Genomic DNA, 22919 nt, shown 5'->3' with positions numbered 1-22919 from the left:
GATACCGACGGAGGTGGTCAAACCTGCGGCTTGCGCTTGGCCTTGTGGTCCTTGGGCTTGTAAACCTTGGTCTTTTTCGGCGGAGCGTCGGCGGTCGATTTCGGCTTGCCCTTGTCCTTGGGAGGACGCGGCTTGTCGTCGGCGAGGCGGACGGCGCCGTCGGTGGCGGCTGGATCGTAGCGCAGGGCGCGGTCGGCGCGTTCGGGGCGCGGGGCGGCGGGATCGTAGCGTTCGATGGGGCCGTCGGGGCGGCGCTGGGCGGCCGGCGGGCGGGTGCGGCCTTCGGTGCGCTCGCCGGGACTATCGATGGCGGTGATGAGGACGCCGCGTTCGCCGGAGCCGTTTTTGTCGATGGATTTGGTGAAGGCGTCGGCCTTGGCGGCGGCGACTTCGAAGTGGGATTCGGTGTCGAAGATGCGGATCGAGCCGATGGCGGTCTTGGTGACATTGCCGGCCTTGCACAGCATGGGCAGCAGCCAGCGCGGCTCGGCCTTGTGCTTGCGACCCACGGAAACCTTGAACCAAGTGCCGCCTTCGAACTTTTCGCGGGCGCGGGGATCGCTGTCGCCGGGCTTGGCGGGCGCGGCGTTTTCGGTGACTTCCTCAGGGGTGGGTCGGGCGGCGAGTTGCTGGCGCAGGTAGGCCGCGGCGATCGCTTCGGGGGCGTATCGCGTTAGCAGTTCGTTAACAAACGGCGTCTCATCGGGGCTGATTTCGGTGGTCAGTGCGGCATCGGTCAGGATCGATTCGCGATAGCGGGCATCGATGTCGGCGCTGGTCGGGGGAGCCATGCCCTGAACGTCGAGCTTGGCGAGCTTGAGCGTGCGCTGGACGGCGTTGCGGCGATGCATCGGCACGATGAGGACGCAGGTGCCCTTGCGCCCTGCCCGCCCGGTGCGGCCGGAACGATGCAGCAAGGTATCGGGATTGGTCGGCATGTCGGCATGGATGACGAGATCGAGATTGGGCAGGTCGATGCCGCGGGCGGCGACATCGGTGGCGACGCAGATGCGAGCGCGGCCGTCGCGCATGGATTGGAGCGCATTGGTGCGCTCGGCCTGCGAGAGTTCGCCCGAGAGGGTGACAACGTCGAAGCCGCGATTGTGGAGGCGCGAGGAGAGGTGCTTGACCCCTTCGCGGGTGGAGGCGAAGACCAGGGTGTTGGCGCTGTCGAAATACAGCAGCGTGTTGATGATGGCGTTCTCGCGCTCGGCGGCGGGGACCAGCATCAGCTTGTAGTCGATATCGGCGTGCTGCTCGGCAGCATTGGTGGCCGAAATGCGCAGAGCGTCGTTCTGGAAGGTTTTTGCCAGCTGGGCGATCGGCTTGGGCACGGTGGCGGAGAACAAGAGGGTGCGGCGATCCTCGGGGGCGGCATCGAGAATGAATTCGAGGTCTTCGCGAAAGCCCAAGTCGAGCATTTCATCGGCTTCGTCGAGGACGACGGCGCGCAGGGCGGACATGTCGAGCACGCCCTTGGTGATGTGATCGCGCAGGCGCCCCGGGGTGCCGACGACAATGTGGGCGCCGCGTTCGAGGGCGCGGCGCTCGGTGCGCATGTCCATGCCACCGACGCAGGACGCCGTCTTGGCGCCGGCCTCGGCGTAGAGCCAATCGAGTTCGCGCTGCACCTGGAGGGCGAGTTCGCGGGTCGGGGCAATGATGAGGGCCAGCGGCGCGCCGAGGTCGGTGAAGCGCTCGGCGTCACCCAGCAAAGTGGGGGCGATGGCCATGCCGAAGGCGACGGTCTTGCCGGAGCCGGTCTGGGCGGAGACGAGCAGGTCGCGGCCGGCGGCCTCGTCGGCGATGACGGCATCCTGCACGGCGGTCAGGGCTTCGTAGCCCTTGGCGGCAAGGGCGCGAGCGAGCGGGGCGAGGATCGTTTCAGGTAGGGACAAAGCAATTCTTTCAGGTGGGATAAGAACCCCTGCCCGGCACTCCCCTTTATCGTTGGGAGGCAGCGAAGGAGCTGTGGATTAAAGTGCCTTATAGCACAAACAAGCAAAAAGGCCGCCTGGCGGGCGGCCCTAGCAGAGATTTGGCAGTCGTCAGCCTTCTCCCCTTGAGGGAGAAGGTGCCCCGAAGGGGCGGATTATGGGTTCAATGCTCGCCAGAAAATTGAAGCATGGGCGGGCGCAGGACCCCTCACCCTGACATTTCTGCTGAACGCAGAAATGTCTGTCCTTGTTCGGCTCAAGACGCTCCACTGGAGCGTCTTGTGGCTTCGCTAACGCCTCCAAGTCCCTCAAGGGGAGAGGGTAGGAAGATGGGGCTTAGCCGACGAGTTCTTCGTCGGTGAAGAAGAACTTGATTTCGGAGGCTGCGGTTTCGGGGGCGTCGGAGCCGTGGACGGAATTTTCGCCGATGGAGAGGGCGAATTCCTTGCGGATGGTGCCGTCGGCGGCGTTGGCGGGGTTGGTGGCGCCCATGACTTCGCGGTTCTTGAGGATGGCGCCTTCGCCTTCAAGCACCTGGATGACGACGGGGGACGCGATCATCTGCTCGACCAGTTCGCCAAAAAAGGGGCGATCCTTATGGACGGCGTAGAAGCCCTCGGCCTGGGCGCGGGTCATGTGGATTTTCTTGAGCGCGATGGGGCGCAGGCCGGCGGCCTCGAACTTAGCGAGGACCCTGCCGATCAGGTTGCGGCGGACGACATCGGGCTTGAGAATGGAAAAGGTGCGTTCGAGAGCCATTGAACTGGTCCTTAGTCTTGCGTTGGTCTGGAAGGGTCGCGCCTTGTAGCGGCAGAGTTTGACGGAGGCAAGACGCGGCTACGCAGCAGACTGTCCGGGCGGCGGCGGGCGGCACGCGCAGGGGTTTACCTTCGCGGCTGCGCACGGCTAAGACATGGCGCATCTGATTGATTGGTCAGTTCAACCCCGTTTTTCATCGAGTTTTTCATGGATCCTGTTTTCAACGCCTTTCCGACAAGACCGGTGCAGATCGCCAAGAGCGGCATCAACTCGCCCTTGGGCAGCGTGGCGTTCGCGCTGATCCTGTTCGGCCTGCTGATCGCCGGCGCGCTCTGGGTCGGGCCCAACCTGACGCGCGATTTCATTATCCAGGCCGATCCGGTCGAAGTGCCCGAAGCCGATATCAGCAATGGGGAGTGCTCGACCTATCGCGGGATCGTCACCAGTTGCGGGGCCGATATCGCCTACGAGATCAAGGGCAAGTCGGTCACGGCGTCGCTGTCCTATCTGTTTCTCGATCCGTCCAACAGCGACTATGAAGTCAGCGTGATCCGCTCGGCGAGCCATCCGAGCATGGCCACGCTCAGCCTGGGGCTGGACATGCTGTGGAACCGCGCGATCGTGGCAGGGGCGATCGCGCTGGCGTTGCTGGCAGGCGGGCTGGCGCTGTTGCGCACGGCGCGGGGCGCGGCGCGGTTCCAAAGGTCGCTGAGCGAGCCGGTGGAACTGGTGCCGGTGGCGGCGACGGTCAGTATCGCGCGCAAGTTGCTGTTCGGCCTGTTGGGCACCACCTATTCGGTCAAGTACACGCTGGACGGCAAGAAGTATCTGAACGCCCATAGCGGGTTCAGGGGCAAGGAGCGGCCATTCGTGCTGGGGCTAGATGGCAAGAAGACCGTTCTGCTGGCGGCGATCCCGCGGCGGGGCGGCATGCTGATCCTGCTCGATGCGGCGCTCAACCGGGTCGAATTCACCGATGCCGAGCGCGAGGCGATCGGGGCGGCGATGGCGGCAGCGGCCTAGGCGCACGGGCCGCCAAGGCAGCCATGTGCGCGCAGCGGTTGCCAAGGCGGGCGCCAGACACTATCCAGCATGCTGAATTGAGCGCGCGCGGTTTTGCTGCGGCTCCAAGCCCGTTTTTCTCGTTTTGCAGATCGTCGCGCCATGCTGTCCATCAACAACCTCATCTATCGCATCCAGGGGCGCGAGCTGTTCGACGGCGCTTCGGTGGTGTTGCCGACCGGCTCCAAGACCGGGTTCGTAGGCAAGAACGGCACCGGCAAGACCACGCTGTTCCACCTGATCCAGGAGCATCTGCAACCCGATGCCGGCGGCATCGAGCTGGTCAAGAAGGCGCGGATTGGGGCGGTGGCCCAGGAGGCGCCGGCGGGCAACGAGAGCGTATTGGAGGTGGTGATGGCCGCCGACAAGGAGCGCACGGCGCTGATGGCGGAGGCCGAAACGGCGACCGATCCCGAGCGGATCGGGGAAATCTACATGCGGCTGGCCGATATCGATGCCCATACTGCCGAGGCGCGGGCATCGACGATCCTCAAGGGGCTCGGCTTCGAGCATGACCGCCAGCACGGGCCGACCCATGAGCTGTCGGGCGGCTGGCGCATGCGGGTGGCGCTGGCGGGGGTGCTGTTTTCGCAGCCGGACCTGTTGCTGCTGGACGAGCCGACCAACTACCTGGATCTGGAAGGCACGCTGTGGCTGGAGAAGTACCTCGCCACCTACCCCTATACCGTGTTCATGATCAGCCACGATCGCGACCTGCTGAACAAATCGGTCTCCTCGATCATCCATCTCGAGCACAAGAAGCTGACCTTCTACAAAGGCAATTACGACACGTTCGAATCGACGCGGCGCATGCAGATGGAGCTCAATAACAAGGGCCGCGAAAAGTCGCTCGACCAGATCGCGCATATGCAAAAGTTCGTCGATCGCTTCAAGGCATCCGCAGCCAAGGCCAAGCAGGCGCAGGCGCGCATGAAGATGATTGAAAAGCTGCGGCCGCCGGCGGCGATGTTCGACGAATATTCGGCGCCGTTCACCTTCCAGCAGCCCAAGGCGGAAGCGGCGACGCCGATGATCACGCTGGACGCGGTTTCGGCGGGGTATGGCGACAAGACCATCCTGCGCAACATCAACATGCGGATCGACCCGGAAGACCGGATCGCGCTGATCGGGGTCAACGGCAACGGCAAGTCGACCTTCGCCAAGCTGTTGGCGGGCGATATCAAGCCGATGGGTGGCGCCTTCAACAAGGGCAAGAAGCTGGAAATCGCCCATTTCGCCCAGCACCAGATGGACAAGCTGAAGCCGGAATGGACGCCGTTCGAGCATGTCATCGAGCTGATGCCGACCGACAGCGAAAGCAAGCGGCGCTCGCGGCTGAGCCAGATGGGGCTGACCAAATCGCGCATGGACACCGTGGCCAAGAACCTCAGCGGTGGTGAGCGGGCGCGGCTGCTGATGGGGCTGATCACGTTCAGCGGGCCGGGCATGATGATCCTGGACGAGCCGACCAACCATTTGGATATCGACAGCCGCGACGCGCTGGTGCATGCCTTGAACGACTACGAGGGCGCCGTGCTGATCATCAGCCACGACCGACATCTGGTGGAAGCGACCTGCGATACGCTGTGGATCGCCGAAGGCGGCACGATCAAGGTTCTGGACGAGGACCTGGACAGCTACCAGCGCTCGATCACCGGCGCCAAGGAGCCCAAGGGCAGCAAGGAAGACCGCAAGGCCGCCAAGCAGGAAGCCGCCGCCCGCCGCGAAGCCGTCGCGCCGCTCAAACAATCAATCAAGGATGCGGAAGCCAAGATCGCGCGCCTGAAGGTGGAAATCAGCAAGGTGCAGAGCCAGCTGGACGATCCCAAGATCTATAACGGTGCGTCCGACCGGCTGATCGCCCTGGGCAAGGACAGGGCGCGCTTCGCCGCCGACCTGGAAACCACCGAGGAAAAGTGGCTGGCGCTGAGCGCCGACCTGGAAACCGCCGAGACCGCATGAGGGCTCGGAGTTGAGTTGACTCCGGCGGACGGTTGGCTTTTGCTGGCGCCAGTCCTGTGGTTCGAAAGTCACTCATGCGCCGCTGCAGTATTGGGCTGATCCTGATTGTCGTCGCAATGGTGGCGGCAATGAGCGGGGTGGCGGACGCCAAGGAAACCAGCAAGGCCGAGCGTACCGCCATGCGGCGGTTTGCCGCCAATAACAGCCTGTTCGTGCTGTATCATGAAATGGGACACCTGCTGGTGCACCAGCTCGACCTGCCCGTCCTGGGCAAGGAAGAGGACGCCGCCGACAATGTGGCGACGTGGACGCTGCTGCGCAAAGGCACGCCCGAAGCCGACCAAACGCTGGCCGACGCGGCACAGGGCTGGCTGCTGACCGGGTTGCGCTATGGCACCGATTTCGTGGATGAGGATTTTTACGGCAATCACAGCCTCGACCGGCAGCGGGCGTTCCAGATCGTCTGCCTGATGGTGGGCAGCAACGATACCGCGTTTCGGCCGATCGCCAATCAATATGCCATCGACCGGGACCGGCAGGACAGCTGCGCCGATGATTACCATACGGTCAACCGCAGCATGGAGGGCCTGCTGGGCGCGCGCTCCAGCAAGAATGGCGGCCCCAGCGTGGTGAATGTGACCTATCACGACGCCACGGGGGACCTCAAATCGGCAGCGGTGGCATTTCGCGCCAGCGGCGTGTTCGACGCGGTGGCGGACGAAATCCGCACGCATTACAGCCTGCCGCAGCCGATCGCGTTCAACGCGCAACGCTGCGGGGAGGCCAATGCGTTTTACGATCCGGAAACGGTCGAGGTGATCTTCTGCTACGAATTGATGCAGGATTTCATGGATTTGTATGCTGCCGACAGTCCGACGGAAACCATATCGATCGCGCCGCGGCCCACGGGCACCGGCAAGACCAAGACCGCGCCGATGTCGAACGGAACGATGGTGTCGCCGAAGAATATCGAGAACTAGGCGAGGGTGTGAGGTTTAAGTCATAACAATTGCGGCGTCATTTGCACGGAGGCGGGAAGCTATTGCTTGTCGAAGACGATTGAAGTGGGTTCCCGCTTTCGCAGGAATGACGCGTTGGGGCGGCATGCGCGGTGCGAGGGGGATGATGCCGCGGGGAAAGCATTCCAATTTTGAACGCGCCGGATGGGTTCAGGCTTTCTTGGCCCAGCGGCCGTCGGGTTCCTGCTGCCAGTAGGTTACGGTGTTGCCGGGCAGCAGGGCTTTCCAGGCGAGGCGGGCTTCGCCGACGGCGTCGGGATCGTGGCCGGAGAACAGGTAGACGATGCGCTGGTAGCCATCGGCGGATTGGGGCACGGCGCGATCGACGAAAAAACGGACGGCGGCGGCGTTGGGATTGTCGCCCGTGGTGGTGATCAGGATGGGCTGGAGCGGGTCGGTGTCCTCGCCGGCAAGACCATGGGCCAGGAAACTATCGTCGCGATAGGTCCAGAGATGGGCATCGAGGGCCTCGGCACGCTCAGTGCTGCCCACCTCGATCACGGCGCGCCAGCCGCGTTCGAGGGTTTTTTCCAGCAATTGCGGGATCACCGCCTCGAGTGGGCGTTGTTCGAGGTGATAAAACAAGACGTCCGCCATCAAGGCATCCTGAACTGCATCGCCGCACGCATTCTAGTTTTGGTAATGGTCCCTGACCAGCCGGTCGAGCAGGGCGACGCCGTAGCCGGAGGCCCAGGAGGTGTTGATCTCGTTGGCGGCGGTGCCGAAGGCCATGCCGGCGATATCCAGATGGGCCCAGGGCACGCCATTGACGAAGCGCTGCAGGAACTGGGCGGCCAGGATGGCGCCGCCGGGGCGGCCGGCGGAATTGCGGATATCGGCGAACTTGGACTCGATGATCTTGTCATAGGCAGGGCCCAGCGGCAGGCGCCAGAGCTTTTCGTTGGCGGCAAGGCCGGCACCGAGCAATTGGGCCGAAAGGGCGTCGTCGTTGCAAAACAGGCCGCCGTGATCGTGGCCAAGGGCGACGATGACGGCGCCGGTCAGGGTGGCCAGGTTGATCATGAAGCGGGGCTTGAAGCGATCCTGGGTGTACCAGAGCGCGTCGGCCAGCACGAGGCGGCCTTCGGCATCGGTGTTGATCACCTCGATGGTGGTGCCGCTCATGGCAGTGACGATGTCGCCGGGGCGCACGGCATTGGCGGAGGGCATGTTTTCCACGAGGCCGATGATGCCGACGGCGTTGACGGGCGCCTTGCGGGTGGCGAGGGCGAGCAGGAGGCCGGTGACGGCGGCGGCACCGCCCATATCGCCCTTCATGTCCTCCATTGAGGCTGCGGGCTTGATGGAAATGCCGCCGGTATCGAAGACGACGCCCTTGCCGACAAAGGCCAGCGGGGCCGAGGCCGGATTGCCGCCGCGCCATTGCATGACGACCAGGCGAGCGGGACGGGCCGAGCCCTGGGCGACGCAGAGCAGCGAATTCATGCCCAGGGCCGCCAATTGCTCGGGCTCGAGGATTTCCACGTCGACGCCGAGGGTGGCCAGTTCGGCGGCGCGGGCGGCGAATTCGACGGGGCCGAGCGTATTGGCCGGTTCGTTGATCAGATCGCGCGCCAGGAGCGTGCCGGCGACGGTGGCGCCGCGATCGGCGATGGCGGCGTCGGTGGCGGCAGGATCGGGGACGACGAGGGTAATGGTCATGGTGCCCGAAGCATCGTCGGGGCGGGCGGATTTGTATTTGTCGAACCGGTAGTGGCGCAGGCGCAGGCCGGCGGCGAGTTCGGCGATCGCGATGGGCGTGGCGTCGGGGCCATCAAGGATGACGGCGATATCGGTGGCGCGCAGCGGGGCGAGCTTGCCGAGCAGCGAGCCGCCGCGATCGGTCCAGGCATTGAGGGGCGCCGTTTCGCCCAGCTTGCCGGCGCCCAGCACCAACAGGCGGGAGGCGGTGACGCCGTTGGGCGCCAGCAGGTCGAGCACCTGGCCCTGCCGGCCCTTGAAGCCGGCGGTTTCGGCCACGGACTGCCAATCGAGGCCGGTGGCCTTCCAGATGGCGGCGCCGGCGCCCATCGGGGCGACACGCTCATGGGCGTAAATGACGCTCAAGGGCGCCGTGCCCGGCTGGGAGGCGGTGCGGATAACCAGGTTTTGGGACATGCAAAGGGCCTTCGTGGGCAATAGGCGGGTGGGTGGCCGGCAAGAATGGCAGAGGCGCGAACCGGGCCAAGGATTGTTGGCTTTGCCAGCCGCGTCAATCCCGCAACACGGCACAGGCAAATCCGGGCCGAAGCGCACCAATCCTTGTCTGGGGCGCCGAACTGGCCGAATGATGGGATCGGTAAAAAGCAATCGGGTGCACGAAAAGACAGATGAGGCGACTGACCCGCTACCTGGCACAGCTGTTCGCCGTCGACGCGCTGATCCTGTTCGCGGTGGTGTGCGTGCTGCTGTGGCTGGTCAATTGCCTGCGCGGGTTCGACCTGATCTCGGTCAAGGGGCAAGGCTTGTGGGTGCTGGCCTATCAGGGAGTGCTGGCCATGCCGCCCCTGGCGCTGGTGTTTTTCTACGTGTGCATCGGCATCGGCATGGCGCGGGCACTGCAGGCGCTCAAGATCAACCACGAGCTGCACATCATCCACACCACGGATGGCCTGCGCGGGCTGGGCGGGGCAACCGCGACGGTGGCGGTGGTGGGGATGATCTGCGTTTTGGCACTGTCCAATTTCATCGAGCCCTGGTCGATGCGCGGGCTCAACCAGCTGAGCGCCAGCGTGGCGGCGGACCTGGTCAGCTCGACGCTCAAGCCCAAGCGCTTCACCCAGGTCAGCCCCGGCGTGGTGCTGCTGATCGGCGGGCGCTCGGGGGAAGGCGCGATCACCGAATTTTTCGCCGACGACCGGCGCGATCCGGAGATCAGGCGCACCTATATCGCCCAGACCGCGCGGGTTTCCAGCGATGGGGAAAACTACGTGCTGGAGCTGCATGACGGCTCGCTGCAATATGCGGAGGCCAGCGGACGGTTCTCGGAAATTTCCTTTGCCCGCTACGATCTGAACGTCGACCGGCTGGCGCAGCCGCTGGACCCGGGGGACGAACTGGCGGAACGCGACAGCCTCGAGCTGATCCGAACGGGGCTGGCGACCGGCGAATGGTCCGAAGCGAGTGTGGAGCGGCTCAATACGCGGATGGGCGAGGCCCTGCGGGTCGCGGGCATCTGCATGCTGGTGCTGGCGATTTCGGGTTTTCCCAGCGGACGGCGGGGGAGGATCACCTTGCCGATGGAGGTGATCGTGCTGTTGCTGGCGTTTGTCGAGCGCGGCATCAGCTCATACAGCCCCCTGGGAGAGATCACCGGATCGTTGCTGATGATCCTGGGCGCCGGGTTGGTGCTGATCGCGCGTACAAGCGGGCGCAGCACCAGGGCGGCGGTGGCGCCATGACGCGGATCGACTGGCTGGTGCTCAAGCGGGTCGGCAGCCGCATCGCGGTCACGGTGCTGGTCATCTACGGCATCATCGCGCTGGTGGAATCGCTGGATACCTATCGCTTCAATTTCATTGCCAGGAACAGCGGCGTGGTGCTGGCGATCCTGAGCGTGGCGGCGAGTGCGGTGCGCTGGACCATCAAGACGCTGCCGGTGACGGTGCTGATGGGGGCGATCCTGGGGTTCATCGATCTCAAGACCAAGCACGAGCTGACCATCATCAAGGTCAGCGGCCTGTCGATCTGGCGCGTGGTGCGGGCCCCCACGATTGCCTTGATCATCGCCAGCTTCGCCGTGGCGCTGGGCGTGGAGACGCTCAGCACGCAAGTGGTGCGCCAGCTGATCCCCACCCCGCCGGGCGAGGCGGCACTGCTGACGCCGCCGGGCGAAATCTGGCTGGAGCAGCGCAGCGGCACGCAACATTACATCATGATGGCCACCGACATGCAGCCCGGCGGCACCGTTCTGGGCAATGTGACGATATTCCAGATCGGGGAAAGCCGGGAACCGCGGATCGAGGCCAGCGAAGCGCGCCTGGAACCCGGTCGCTGGGTCTTGCCGACGGCAATCGCGCGCAGTCCGGAGGGTCCGGCGCGACGGCTGGACAATTATGCGCTGCCGACCACGTCCACAGCGGCGGACCTGAACCTGCGGCTGTCCTCGACGGAAGACCTGACGTTTTTCGAGCTTGCCAGCCTGCTGCAAACCGGGGTCACCGATAGCGAAATCCGAGCGGCAGCGACCACAAGGCTGTTCAAACTGCTGGCGCTGCCGCTGGTGCTGACGGGGTCGCTGTTCATTGCTTTTGCATTTACCGCGGGTTATCGAAGGTCCGATAAATATGGTCGGGCGGTTCTTTACGGGATCGTGTTGGGTTTTGTTGTGTTCGTGATTACCGAGATGGCCGACCGGTCAGGGTCTGCCGGCGTTCTCGACCCCACGTTTGCGGCGATCGGCCCGGCATTTGTGGCCATTGTCATCGGGGTGACGGTGCTGCTGTACAAAGAAGACGGGCGCACGTGAGCAAACGGGGCTGGGGCAGCATCACAATGCCATTGCGACTGGCCGCGGCCGGCGCACTGACCCTGTGTTTGCTGGCGACCGCGAGCCTGGCACAGGGGCTGGTGCCAAACGATTTCTTCAATGCGCCGGTCGATGAAAGCCTGCCGACGGCCGTGGAAGCCGATAGCCTGGAACTGGACGCCAAAAGCGGCGTCGTCACCGCCAGCGGCGACGTGGTGCTGGGCTATGGCGGCTATACCATCAAGGGGCAGCGGCTGGTGTATAACCGGACCAGCAATGCCGCCCATTTCGTGGGCGCGGTGAACATCATCGACCCATCGGGCAATATTGCCGTGACCGAGGACCTGGAGGTCACCGACGGCATGATGCGGGCGCTGGTGAGCGCGCTGACCATCACCACCTATGACGGGGCGCGGATCACCGCCGACAGCGCCGACTATGACAAGGCGCTGCGCACGCTGCTGGAAAACGCGACCTATTCCCCATGCGGGGACTGCATCGATGCGAAAGGCCGGCGCATCGGCTGGTCGGTCAAGGCGGCGCGGATCACCTATAATGCCGAGGACGGCTCGCTGGCGATGGAACAGCCAAGCCTGGCGCTGCTCGGGGTTCCCGTGGCGTGGCTGCCCTATTTGTGGCTGCCGGACACCAGCCAGAGCGCGCTGGCCAATGTGCGCTTTCCATCAATCGACTACAGAGAGGACATCGGGCTCAAGGTGGAGGTGCCGATATCGGTCTATTCCAGCAAATGGACCGATATCGTCCTGACCCCTACCCTGCTGTCGCGCCAGGGCGGGCTGCTGGGTGCCGAATGGATACAACGGTTCGATCAGGGCTCGTTCCAGATCAAGGCATCGGGTCTGTATCAATTCGACCGCGATGCCTTTGCCGGCAGGGTGGGCGATCGGGACTGGCGCGGCGCCATCCAGACATCGGGCGACTTCGTGCCGGCCAAAGACTGGACCGCGGGCTGGTCCTATACCGTCTTCACCGATGCCGCCTATTTCGACGATTATCGCATTTCGGAAGCTCGCTCGTCGGTGAACGAGGTCTATGCGACGCATCTGACGCGCGACACCTATTTCGATGCCCGCCTGCAACAGTTCAACAAACTGGGCGAGGTGCTCGAGAGCACACAGGACCAGCAGGGCAGTGCCCTGCCGATCGTGCGCTTCGAGCACATGCTGAACCTGGCGCCGGGCCAGGGCCGGGTGGAAATCAGCGGGCGCCTGCTCGGCGTGCAGCGCGAGGCGGATAGTTCAGGCATCGTCAATGGCGTGCCCTATGACTTCGGCTATGCCGGCAACAAGACGCATGCCGCATTCCAGGCCGGTTGGCAAAACCAGTTTATCGGCGGCGGCGGGTTCGTGGCGACGCCCTATCTGGGGGCGCGCGCCGACGTGGCCTATTATGACGGCGACAGCGCCATCGGCCCGGAAGAGGCTAGCCTGTGGAGCGCGACGCCGATCGCGGCCATGGATGTGCGGTTTCCGCTGGCGGGAAGCGACGGCTCGACGGTGCACCTGGTCGAGCCGATCGCGCAATTGGTCTATCGCGGCGATACCAGCCTTCCCGGGATCACCAATGACGATTCCCAGAGCTTTGTTTTCGACGATACCAACCTGTTCAGCTATAATCGCTTTTCAGGGATCGACCGGCAGGAAACCGGGCTGCGCGCCAATATCGGGGGGCGCTACCAGGTCAATTTCGCCGATGGCGGCTATGTCGAACTGGTTGCCGGGCAGTCGTTTCATCTTGCCGGCACCGATAGCTTTACCGTGACCGACCCGACCCAGGTCGGGCTCAATTCGGGTCTCGACGTGTCCCCGTCCTACGCGGTGCTCGGGGCCTATGGCAAGTTTGCCCAAGGCATCAGCCTGGGCGGCAAGCTGCAGGCCGACACCGAAGAGACGCGGGTGACGCGCGCGGAACTCAGCGCACGATACGACAGCGCGAGGTATTCGCTGGGCGTCAAATACGCCTATATCGCCGACGACCCCGAAAGCGGCGTGCTGATCGACCAGCAACAGATCGGAGCCGATTTCGGCGTGCCGATCGACGACTACTGGAGCGTGACCGGCAATGGTTCCTGGGACATCGCGAGCAACAGGTTCCTCAAAGTGGGCGGCGGGCTGGTTTATGACGACGGCTATCTGGTGATCGGGGGCAGTGCGGCCCGAACGGGGCCGACCCATACCTCGCCCGACGATACCCAGTTCACCGCGACGTTCCGGCTCAAGAGCCCGGCCGGGCTGGATGTCGGCTTTACCGGCGGGACCGGCAACTGAGCCGGCGCGTACCGGATTTTAGCCGCAATTTTTGGGCAATTGACAGCGCATAGTTCCCGCCGCATTGAGAGTGGGGCGACATTGAACAGGCGAGTGACGATGATGGCGAACAGTGTTTGGCGGCGCGCGGCTGGCGCCTTGATCCTGAGTCTGGCGCTTTGCGTTACCGCATCGCTCCCCGCCCTCGCCGCCATCGTGGTCACGGTCAATGGCACGCCGATCACCGACATCCAGGTGTCGCAGCGGGTCAAGCTGTTTGCCATGGAAGGCAACCGCACCGGCCAGCGCGGCGCCCGCGACCAGTTGGTGGACGAGGCGATCATGATGAGCGAGGCCAAGCGCCTCAACATCACCGTTTCCAATGCCCAGATCGACAGCGCGCTGCAGGACGTGGCGCGCAACGTGGGGTTGAGCCAGGACAAGCTAATATCGATGCTGCAGCAAAGCGGCGTCGGCATGGACACGCTGCGCGACCGACTGCGGGCCGCAATCGCCTGGGCCGCGGTCACCGATCAGGCCGTTGCGCCCAATGTGCAGATTTCGGACGCCGAGCTGGACCAGCAGGCGGAGAGCCGGATCGCGGACTATCAGAAGTTCGACTATATCCTCAAGGAAGTGCTGTTCCTGGCGCCGGGCGGCCAGGGCGCGGGCGGGCGCACATCGCAGGCCAACCGCTATCGCAGCGCCTTTGCCGGATGCGACAGCGCCGTGGAACTGTCGCTGGGCTATACCGACGCAGCGGTGCTCGACGTGGGGCGGCGCAACGCCACCCAATTGCCCGAAGCGGTGGCCAAGGAGCTGGCAGGCCTCAATGTGGGCGGGATCAGCAAGCCGCGCGTGACCGACAGCGGCGTGTCGATGCTGGCGATCTGCCAGAAGACGCAGGCGGAAGACCTGACCTTCATCAAGGGCGAAATCCGCGCGGAAGACGGCAACACCGCCGTGGCGACCGAGGCCAGCAATTATCTTGCGACCTTGCGCTCGCAGGCCAAAATCATCAACAACTAGTCGATAAGCGCCCACCGGGCGCACCATCGGTGGGGGCCGAGATGGACAAGCCGCTGGCGATCAGCATGGGCGAACCCGCCGGCGTGGGTCCCGACATCATCCTGCAGCTCTATGGGCGGCGGGCGGAACTGGAGCTGCCGGCGTTCTGCGTATTCGGGCAGGTGGCGTTTCTCCGGGCGCGGGCGGAGCGGCTGGGCTTGAGCGTCGCGATCGCCGCCAGCAGCGCCGAGCAGGCAGGCGCGGGCTTTGCCGACGCCTTGCCGGTGGTGCCGGTGGAGGGGCTGGTGCCCGATCATCCGGGCCAGGCCAGCCCGGTTTCGGCCACCGCGGTGATTGGCGCCATCGAGGGGGCGGTGGCGGCGGTGCTGACCGGCGCCTGTCGCGGGCTGGTGACGGCGCCAATCCACAAGGGGGCGCTGTATCGCTCGGGCTTCAAGCATCCCGGGCATACCGAATTTCTGGCCGAGCTGTGCGCGAATGGCGGCAAGCCGCGCCTGCCGGTGATGATGCTGGCGCATGGCGGGCTGCGGGCGGTGCCGGTGACGGTGCATGTGCCGATCAAGGACGTGCCGGGCCTGTTGACGCGCGAGCTGATCGTGGCGACGGTCAAGGTCGTGGCGCGCGACCTGCGGGGGCGGCTGGGTATTGCCGAGCCGCGGATTGCGGTGGCGGGGCTCAATCCGCATGCGGGCGAAGGCGGGGCGATCGGGCGCGAAGATCTGGAGATCGTGGCGCCGGCAGTGGCGCAATTGCAGTTCGAGGGCGTGGCGGTAGAGGGCCCCCTGCCCGCCGATACGCTGTTTTATCCGACCCATTGGGCAAAATATGACGCCGTGGTGGCGATGTATCACGACCAGGCACTGATCCCGATCAAGACGGTGGCGTTCGAGGATGCGGTCAATATCACGCTGGGGCTGCCGATCGTGCGGACCTCGCCGGACCACGGCACGGCGTTCGACCTGGCGGGAACGGGCCGCGCGTCGCCACGCAGCTTCATCGCCGCGATCCGGATGGCGGACGCCATGACCAGGGGCCAGGCCGGGGCATGAGCCAGATCGACACGCTGCCGCCTTTGCGCGAGGTGATCGCCGAGCATGGCCTGCGCGCCAAGAAGGAGCTGGGGCAGAATTTCCTTTTGGACATGAACTTGACGGCGCGCATCGCCCGGGTCGGCGGTCCGCTCGAGGGCGTCCGGGTGATCGAGGTGGGGCCCGGGCCGGGGGGATTGACGCGGGCGCTGCTGGCGGAGGGCGCGCGCGAGGTGATCGCCATCGAGCGCGATCCGCGCTGCCTGCCGGCGCTGGCGCAGATTGCCGATGCCTATCCGGGGCGGCTGACGGTGATTGCCGGGGATGCGCTGGAGACCGATTATCGGCTGCTGGCGGATGGACCGACGCGGATCTTGGCCAATCTGCCGTATAATATCGCGACGCCGCTGTTGACCGGCTGGCTGACCTGCGAGCCGTGGCCGGCCTGGTTCGAAAGCATGACGCTGATGTTCCAGCGCGAGGTGGCGGAGCGCATCTGCGCCAAGGCGGGCGAGGACGCCTATGGGCGGCTGGGCGTTCTGGCGGGGTGGCGCAGTGCGGCGCGAGTTGCCTTCAATGTGGGGCGGCAGGCCTTTACGCCGCCGCCGAACGTGACCTCGGCAGTGGTGCATCTGGTCCCCAAGGCGATTGCCGGAGACGTTGCGGTCAAGGATGTGGAGCAGATCACGCGCGCGGCATTCGGGCAAAGGCGCAAGATGATGCGTCAGAGCCTCAAGGCCACCGGGGTTCCGGTCGAGGGACTGCTGGCGGCGGGGGGGCTCAAGGGCGACGAGCGGGCCGAGGAGCTGGCGGTGGAGGTGTTCCTTGCCATGGCAAGGGCCCTGCCCGGTTTGCGGCGGGCCGGATCAGCCTAACGCTTGGTGGCGGCCTGTTGCATCAATTCGATGAAGCGGGCGACGCCCCGCTCGGGCGCCGGCGCTTCGGCGGCCTGTTCGCCAAGGCCGCGGATCAGCAGATCGAGGCCAAAGGCAAAACGGGCATCCTGATCGGTATCGAGGAAATCCGGCAGGGCGGCCATGAGGTTGGGATAACCGTCGGCCATATGGGCGGCGAAGCGCCGGGCGATGGCTGCCGGCGGGGCATTGTCGGCCTGCCGGACGAGCAGCGCCTGCTCCTCGATGGTGAAGCCGAGCACGTAATGCAGCAGCGAACCATTGGCGCGAACCGCGGTGGCGCTATCAAAGCCGGCGCTGACCAAAGCGCCGATGACCGTATCGGCCAGGCGCATCATGTTGTGGCGGATCACGAAGGTTCCGGCGAAAACGCGAGCGCCATCGCGGCGGCTGAGGAAGGCGCGCCGCAGCTCATCGGCCGACTGGTGCAAAACGACGCGGAAGTCCTCCGCCGGGCCATTGGCAAGGGCAACGTCGTTCAGCAGCGCATCGGCCATGTCGTCGAGCAAAGCGGGTTTGCCCTGGAAGTGCCAATAGAGCGAGGGCGCCTGGATGCCCAGCGCATCGGCGAGCTTGCGCATGGTCAACCCGTCCAGCCCCGTCCGATCGAGCAGATCGAGGGCGACGGCGACGATACGCGTGCGTTCGAGAGTCATGCGAATCTCCATTGCCCGCGATGCTAACACTGGCAACGCCGCCGAACATCGTTAGATTTTTGAGATGCACCAGCGGATTGAGCCGTGGATGCTGGCGCCATTCTAGCGGAATTGGGTGCGCCAAGGTGAAACCGCAGCCGACGAATTGATTCAAGTCGCGCGCTTTAGCGACTGTTCGGATTGGGGTTCTGGCGCGAATGGGCTAGAGCAGATCGATCTGGTTTTGCAGATCCTTGACGAAATTATCCAACTGCGTCAGCCGGGCGCGGGACAGGCGGGCCGCCGCGAGGATGGAGCGCACCTTCTGAGTGGAGGCTTCGAGGTCGTCATTGATGATGATGTAGTCGTATTCGTTGTAATGCTGCATTTCGAGCTTGGCGTTGCGCAGGCGCTTTTCGATGGTTCCGACGCTGTCCTGGGCGCGGCGCTCGAGACGGGCGCGCAATTCCTTGATGGTTGGCGGCAGGATGAACACCGTGACCATATCAGCGCGGCTGCGCTCATAGAGTTGCAGCGTGCCCTGATAATCGATGTCGAACAGGATGTCGTTGGCGGCGGCCAATTGTTCTTCGACCCTGGCGCGGGGGGTGCCGTAATAATTGTCGTGCACCTTGGCCGATTCCAGCAGTTCGCCCTCGGCCTTCATGCGCTCGAAGGTAGGCACATCGACAAAGTAATAGTGGGTGCCCTCGACCTCGTCGGTGCGGCGGGCGCGGGTGGTGACCGAAACGGACAGGCGGATGTTGGGGTCCTGCCCGAACAGGGAGCGCGAAATAGACGATTTGCCGGCGCCCGAAGGCGAGGCAATCACCAGCATGACACCGCGACGCTGCGACTCGATCACGGCAAGACCCTATTGAAAACTGTGTATGCGCAGGCGTGGGTGCGCGATCGCCGTGTCATGGTCAAGCGGTTATTGCGGGGCCGCTTCATCAACACCTTCCGCCTCGCTGGCTTCGAGGGCAGCCTTGGCGGCTTCGGCATCGATCTGGGCCTGTTCGCGCTCGATGGCGCGGAACTTGGCAACGTTGGCCTGGTGTTCCCTGTAGGTTGCGGCAAAGACGTGGCCTTGGTCAGGCGTCGCGCCCTTGGCGACGAAATAGAGATAATCGTGGCTGTCGGGATTGGCCACGGCCTCGAGCGCATCGATGCCGGGATTGGCAATCGGGGTCGGCGGCAGGCCGTCGATCTGATAGGTATTGTAAGGCGTCTCGGCTTCGATCTCGGAACGCCTCAGACCCCGGCCAAGGGTCTCCTGCCCCTTGGTGATGCCGTAGATGATGGTGGGGTCGGACTGCAGGCGCATACCCTGCTTGAGGCGATTGACGAAGACGGCAGCAACCTGGGGGCGCTCGGTGGCAACGCCGGTTTCCTTTTCCACGATCGATGCCAGCACCAGTAATTGCTCGGGCGTCTGGATCGGCAGGTCCGCTCGCCGGGTTTCCCAGGCGGCGGCCAATTGGGTGGTCATAGCAGCCTGCATGGCATCGAGCACCGACTGGCGGGTATCGCCGGGGTTGAAATTATAGGTGTTGGGCAGGATCGAGCCTTCGGGTGGCACGCCCGTCAGTTCGCCGATCAAGTTGGGCGTTTCGTCCAGCCGCTGCACGACCTGCCAGGAGGTCCAGCCCTCGGGGACGGTGACGGCATAGAGCACGGGCTTGCCCTGGAGCAGTTCGATCAGGATGTCGGACATGCTGGCCTTGGCTGGAATGCGATATTCACCCGGCTTAAGTGTACCTTCGACGTTGGACACGCGGCGACCCAAATCAAAGACGTAGCGATTGGAGATCAAGCCGAGGCTTTCCATGCGTTCGGAGGTGGAGCCCAGCGTGTCGCCGCTCTGGACGATGAAGGCGGTATCCTGGGATATGGCGCTATCGCCATAGAACTGGGACGCGAGGAAGAGAAGTCCCCCGCCGACCAGCAGCATGGCCAGCACGGCCAAGGTGAGGAACCCGTTGAGGATTTCAATCAAACCGTTGCGGCGGCGGGGGCGCGAACGCCTGGCCTTGCGATCATTCATTGCTGCGTCACCCTGCAAGCCCGCTGGTCAAACCGCGGCTTTCGTATTGGCGCCAAATCACGGCGAAACCGCGCGCATTTTTTACACGGCCCGGCGCAAAGGCAAAGATAAAGATAAAGATCACGCTGAGACGCGATGTGATCAAGCGCACTGGTCGAGCCGTTCAGGCGACCTTGCGCATGACAAGAGTCGCGTTGGTGCCGCCGAAGCCGAAGGAATTGGACAGCGCCACGTCTATGTTCTTGTGCAAGGCCCTGTGCGGCACGAGGTTGATTTCCGTTTCGACGGACGGATTGTCGAGATTGATGGTGGGTGGCGCCACATTGTCGCGCATCGCCAAGAGGCAAAAAATGGCTTCGACCGAGCCGGCGGCGCCAAGCAGATGGCCGATGGCCGACTTGGTGGAACTCATGACCGCCTTGGAGGCAGCATCGCCGAGAACGCGGGTCACGGCACCCAATTCGATTTCGTCTCCCAAGGGTGTCGAGGTGCCATGGGCGTTGATGTAGTCGATGTCGGCGGCGTTGATGGCGGCACGCTTGATGGCAGCGCTCATGGCCCGGAAGCCGCCATCGCCATCGGGTGACGGCGCAGTGATGTGGTAGGCGTCGCCGGACATGCCATAGCCGATGATTTCACCATAGACCCTGGCGCCGCGGGCCTTGGCGCGCTCGTAGTCTTCAAGCACGACGATCCCGGCGCCCTCGCCCATGACGAAGCCGTCACGGTCCTTGTCATAGGGGCGCGAGGCTTTTTCGGGCGCATCATTGAAATTGGTGGACAGTGCCCGGGCCGAGGCAAAGCCGGCCATGGCGAGGCGATTGATGCAGCTTTCGGCACCGCCGGCGATCATGACATCGGCATCGCCCAGGGCGATCAGGCGTGCAGCGTCACCGATGGCGTGCGCACCGGTCGAGCATGCGGTGACGACGGAATGATTGGGACCCTTGAGCCCGAACCGGATGGAAACATAGCCGGAGGCGAGATTGATGAGCCGGCCCGGAATGAAAAATGGACTGATGCGGCGCGGACCCTTTTCATGCAGCACGATGGATGCATCATAAATGCCGCTGATGCCGCCAATACCCGAGCCGATCAAGACGCCGGTGCGCTCCTGATCGTGCTGGGTTTTGGGTTCGACGCCGGCATCCTGGATCGCCTGGGTGGCGGCGGCCATGGCGTAAACAATGAAGGGATCAACCTTGCGCTGATCCTTCACGTCCATCCATTCGTCAGGATTATAGCCACCATCCGCATAATCGCCCAGCTGGAGCTGGTTGGCGATCTGGCAGGCGATATCGTCGACCTCAAAGCTTTCGATGCGCCGGGCCCCGGATTTGCCGGCCAGAATATTGGCCCAGGTGGCCTCAACTCCACAGCCCAAAGGCGTAACGAGGCCCATTCCGGTAACGACGACGCGGCGCAATTCCATGGTCAACGAGCCGATCCGGTTATTAGCCGACGGCTTTGGTGAGGAACGAGACAGCATCACCAAAAGTCTGGATGGACTCGGCGGCGTCGTCGGGAATCTCGACCGAAAACTCTTCTTCGAACGCCATTACCAGTTCAACCTGGTCCAGGGAATCAGCGCCCAGGTCATCGATAAAGCTGGCCTTCTCGACGACCTTCTCGGCATCCACGTTGAGATGTTCCACAACGATCTTGCGGACACGATCAGCGACATCGCTCATATTGATTTCCCTTTTGTCTAAATCGAAATTTCGTTTCGCTTCTTATTGGTGCGGCGCCAAATCTTCAAGCGCCGTGTTGGCTTGCACCCAGGCAATCTAGGGCCCACACGGCCGGCCCGCAAGGCAGACAGGCCCGAACGCGAGGTCCGCGAGCCCCACGAACCCTGGAACTTGCCCTAGCTATCAACGCCTTAGCCATTCAGACCATGGCCATTCCACCGTTGACGTTCAAGGTATGGCCGGTGACGTAGGCGGCCGCGTCGCTGGCGAGGAATACTGCACAACCCGCAACTTCGGACGCCGTTCCCAGCCGCCGGGCGGGAATTGTGGAGAGAATGGATTCGCGCTGCTTGTCGTTCAGATCGTCGGTCATGGCCGAGGCGATGAAGCCGGGCGCGATGGAATTGACGGTGATATTGCGCGAGGCAACCTCGTGGGCCAGGGCCTTGTTCATGCCGATCAGGCCGGCCTTGGAGGCGGCATAATTGCCCTGCCCCGGATTGCCGGTGACGCCCACCACCGAGGAAATGCCGATGATGCGGCCAAAGCGCTGTTTCATCATACCGCGCAGCACGGCGCGGGTCAGGTGAAAGGATGCGGTCAGGTTGACGGCGAGGACCTCGTCCCATTCCTCGTTCTTCATGCGCATGAACAGATTGTCGCGGGTCATGCCGGCATTGTTGACCAGAATATCAAGGCCGCCCAAGGCCGCCTCGGCGGCGGGGACGAGTTTGTCGACATCATCCAGGTGGGACAAATTGCAAGGCAGGACGGGGCTGTCGCCGCCGATTTCACCCGCGACGTCCTCCAGGGCGCCGATGCGGGTGCCGCTGAGGGCCACGCGCGCGCCAGCCGCTGCCAGCGCCTTGGCAATCTCGCGGCCTATGCCGCCGCTGGCGCCGGTGACCAAAGCGCGTTTACCAGTCAGATCAAACATCCAGGCGTCCTCACGGAGAATTTGAATCGGGCAGCGAAGGGCGGATCATAGACCAAGCTGGGCGACGAAGGCGTCGATATCGGCAGGGGTGGAGACGGCCGTGGCGATGGCTTGCGGATCGATGCGTTTCGCCAGGCCCGTCAGGACCTTGCCGGTGCCCAGTTCGGCCAGATTGGTGACGCCGCCAGGGCCGGTGAGCCAGCGGACGGACTCGGTCCAGCGCACCACGCCGGTCACCTGCTCGACCAGAAGGCGGCGAATTTCGGCTGGATCGGAAACCGGAGCGGCCAGCACATTGGCGACCAGCGGCAAGAGCGGCGCGCGCATCTCGATTTCGGCAAGCGCCTGGGCCATCGCATCGGCGGCCGGCTGCATGAGGGCGCAATGGAACGGCGCACTGACCGGCAGCAGGAGCGCCCGCTTGGCACCCTTGGCCTTGGCCAGTTCGACTGCCCGCTCGACGGCAGCGACAGTGCCGGAAACGACGACCTGGCCGGGGGCATTGTCGTTGGCGACAGCGCAGACCTCGCCCTGGCTGGCCGCGTCGGCGACTTCGCTGGCAACGGCCAGATCAAGGCCGAGCAGCGCGGCCATGGCGCCATGGCCAACCGGCACGGCTTTTTGCATGGCTTGGCCGCGAGTCTTGAGCAGGCGGGCGGTGTCGGCAATGGTGAAGGCACCGGCAGCCGCAAGCGCGGAATATTCGCCCAGGGAATGGCCCGCCACATAGGCGGCATGGCCGGAGACGCGCAGGCCCCTGGCCTCCAGCACGCGAACGATGGCGAGGCTAACCGCCATCAGCGCAGGCTGGGCATTTTCGGTAAGGCGCAGTATATCCTCGGGGCCCTCGAACATGATGGCCGAAAGACGCTGGCCAAGGGCCTCATCGACCTCCTGGAACACGGCGCGCGCTTCTGGATAAGCGGCGGCAAGATCCTTGCCCATGCCGACGGCCTGGCTGCCCTGCCCCGGAAAAGTGAATGCATAGCTGGTCATGGTGGCCCCCTCGAAGCAGGCAGTTAGACAAACCATAGGTGGGCTGTCCAGTTGCGCGGCGTTTGCCGGGAGTGTGTGGCGGAGTCAAGGCGGGAGGGGTTGAAGCGATTCCAACATCGCATTCATCGTCCCGCGCGCCGAACGCGTAAGGACCGGCAGTTCGCCTGC

Annotated in this window: 20 protein-coding genes; 9 read left to right on the top strand and 11 right to left on the bottom strand. The window is 64.2% G+C overall.

Going from position 1 to position 22919, the window contains the following annotated elements:
* Positions 1-17: 17 nt before the first annotated feature.
* Complete coding sequence (locus ACFE8X_RS11730; protein ID WP_375451662.1) at positions 18-1898, bottom strand: DEAD/DEAH box helicase; 1881 nt, start codon at positions 1896-1898, stop codon at positions 18-20.
* A gap of 375 nt (positions 1899-2273) precedes the next feature.
* Entirely contained in the window at positions 2274-2696 is a 423-nt protein-coding gene (ndk, locus tag ACFE8X_RS11725; RefSeq protein WP_375451661.1) for a nucleoside-diphosphate kinase, read from the bottom strand.
* 207 nt (positions 2697-2903) lie between these two features.
* Between ndk and ACFE8X_RS11720 the strand changes: the two genes are divergently transcribed.
* From ACFE8X_RS11720 to ACFE8X_RS11710, 3 genes are all read left to right on the top strand, one after another.
* Positions 2904-3719, top strand: a complete 816-nt coding sequence (locus ACFE8X_RS11720; protein ID WP_375451660.1) for a hypothetical protein — start codon at positions 2904-2906, stop codon at positions 3717-3719.
* Positions 3720-3860: 141 nt separating this feature from the next.
* Positions 3861-5720 carry an ABC-F family ATP-binding cassette domain-containing protein gene (locus ACFE8X_RS11715; RefSeq protein WP_375451659.1) on the top strand — a complete coding sequence of 620 codons (1860 nt, stop codon included), beginning with the start codon at positions 3861-3863 and terminating at the stop codon, positions 5718-5720.
* Positions 5721-5794: 74 nt separating this feature from the next.
* The gene (locus ACFE8X_RS11710) at positions 5795-6700 is read left to right on the top strand and encodes a DUF4344 domain-containing metallopeptidase (protein WP_375451658.1); all 906 of its coding nucleotides are present in this window, start codon (positions 5795-5797) and stop codon (positions 6698-6700) included.
* A gap of 189 nt (positions 6701-6889) precedes the next feature.
* Here the strand turns inward: ACFE8X_RS11710 and ACFE8X_RS11705 are convergent, their stop codons facing one another.
* A complete protein-coding gene (locus ACFE8X_RS11705) occupies positions 6890-7336 on the bottom strand; it encodes a DNA polymerase III subunit chi (RefSeq protein ID WP_375451657.1) in 447 nt (148 codons plus the stop codon).
* A 33-nt stretch (positions 7337-7369) separates the two neighbouring features.
* Positions 7370-8857: a leucyl aminopeptidase gene (locus ACFE8X_RS11700; protein WP_375451656.1), complete on the bottom strand. Its 1488-nt coding sequence runs from the start codon at positions 8855-8857 to the stop codon at positions 7370-7372.
* A gap of 212 nt (positions 8858-9069) precedes the next feature.
* Here ACFE8X_RS11700 and ACFE8X_RS11695 point away from each other — a divergent pair, with 212 nt between their 5' ends.
* The 6 genes from ACFE8X_RS11695 to rsmA all read left to right on the top strand — a co-directional run bounded on the left by ACFE8X_RS11695 (position 9070) and on the right by rsmA (position 16406).
* Entirely contained in the window at positions 9070-10140 is a 1071-nt protein-coding gene (locus tag ACFE8X_RS11695) for an LptF/LptG family permease (protein ID WP_375451655.1), read from the top strand.
* Complete coding sequence (locus ACFE8X_RS11690) at positions 10137-11207, top strand: LptF/LptG family permease (protein ID WP_375451654.1); 1071 nt, start codon at positions 10137-10139, stop codon at positions 11205-11207. Before ACFE8X_RS11695 ends, ACFE8X_RS11690 begins: the two co-directional genes overlap by 4 nt.
* Positions 11208-11233: 26 nt before the next feature.
* Positions 11234-13495, top strand: a complete 2262-nt coding sequence (locus ACFE8X_RS11685) for an LPS-assembly protein LptD (RefSeq protein WP_375451653.1) — start codon at positions 11234-11236, stop codon at positions 13493-13495.
* 99 nt (positions 13496-13594) lie between these two features.
* On the top strand, positions 13595-14503 hold the full coding sequence (locus ACFE8X_RS11680; protein ID WP_375451652.1) for a SurA N-terminal domain-containing protein: 909 nt from the start codon (positions 13595-13597) through the stop codon (positions 14501-14503).
* A 41-nt stretch (positions 14504-14544) separates the two neighbouring features.
* Complete coding sequence (pdxA, locus tag ACFE8X_RS11675) at positions 14545-15552, top strand: 4-hydroxythreonine-4-phosphate dehydrogenase PdxA (protein ID WP_375451651.1); 1008 nt, start codon at positions 14545-14547, stop codon at positions 15550-15552.
* Positions 15549-16406: a 16S rRNA (adenine(1518)-N(6)/adenine(1519)-N(6))-dimethyltransferase RsmA gene (gene rsmA / locus ACFE8X_RS11670; protein WP_375451650.1), complete on the top strand. Its 858-nt coding sequence runs from the start codon at positions 15549-15551 to the stop codon at positions 16404-16406. Before pdxA ends, rsmA begins: the two co-directional genes overlap by 4 nt.
* Here rsmA and ACFE8X_RS11665 read toward each other — a convergent pair.
* The 7 genes from ACFE8X_RS11665 to fabD all read right to left on the bottom strand — a co-directional run bounded on the left by ACFE8X_RS11665 (position 16403) and on the right by fabD (position 22751).
* On the bottom strand, positions 16403-17101 hold the full coding sequence (locus ACFE8X_RS11665) for a TetR/AcrR family transcriptional regulator C-terminal domain-containing protein (RefSeq protein ID WP_375451649.1): 699 nt from the start codon (positions 17099-17101) through the stop codon (positions 16403-16405). The two genes, rsmA and ACFE8X_RS11665, sit on opposite strands and share 4 nt — an antisense overlap.
* A 202-nt stretch (positions 17102-17303) precedes the next feature.
* Entirely contained in the window at positions 17304-17945 is a 642-nt protein-coding gene (gene gmk / locus ACFE8X_RS11660) for a guanylate kinase (RefSeq protein ID WP_375451648.1), read from the bottom strand.
* 69 nt (positions 17946-18014) lie between these two features.
* A complete protein-coding gene (gene mltG, locus ACFE8X_RS11655; RefSeq protein ID WP_375451647.1) occupies positions 18015-19127 on the bottom strand; it encodes an endolytic transglycosylase MltG in 1113 nt (370 codons plus the stop codon).
* A gap of 163 nt (positions 19128-19290) precedes the next feature.
* Entirely contained in the window at positions 19291-20553 is a 1263-nt protein-coding gene (fabF, locus tag ACFE8X_RS11650) for a beta-ketoacyl-ACP synthase II (protein ID WP_375451770.1), read from the bottom strand.
* A 28-nt stretch (positions 20554-20581) separates the two neighbouring features.
* Complete coding sequence (locus tag ACFE8X_RS11645; RefSeq protein WP_035100440.1) at positions 20582-20818, bottom strand: acyl carrier protein; 237 nt, start codon at positions 20816-20818, stop codon at positions 20582-20584.
* A 199-nt stretch (positions 20819-21017) separates the two neighbouring features.
* Positions 21018-21755: a 3-oxoacyl-[acyl-carrier-protein] reductase gene (gene fabG, locus ACFE8X_RS11640; RefSeq protein WP_375451646.1), complete on the bottom strand. Its 738-nt coding sequence runs from the start codon at positions 21753-21755 to the stop codon at positions 21018-21020.
* A 45-nt stretch (positions 21756-21800) separates the two neighbouring features.
* Positions 21801-22751, bottom strand: a complete 951-nt coding sequence (fabD, locus tag ACFE8X_RS11635) for an ACP S-malonyltransferase (protein ID WP_375451645.1) — start codon at positions 22749-22751, stop codon at positions 21801-21803.
* Positions 22752-22919 lie beyond the last annotated feature (168 nt).

This window comes from uncultured Devosia sp., from assembly GCF_964244875.1.
Classification (GTDB): Bacteria; Pseudomonadota; Alphaproteobacteria; order Rhizobiales; family Devosiaceae; genus Devosia.
This window is presented reverse-complemented; position numbering and strand designations above follow the sequence as displayed.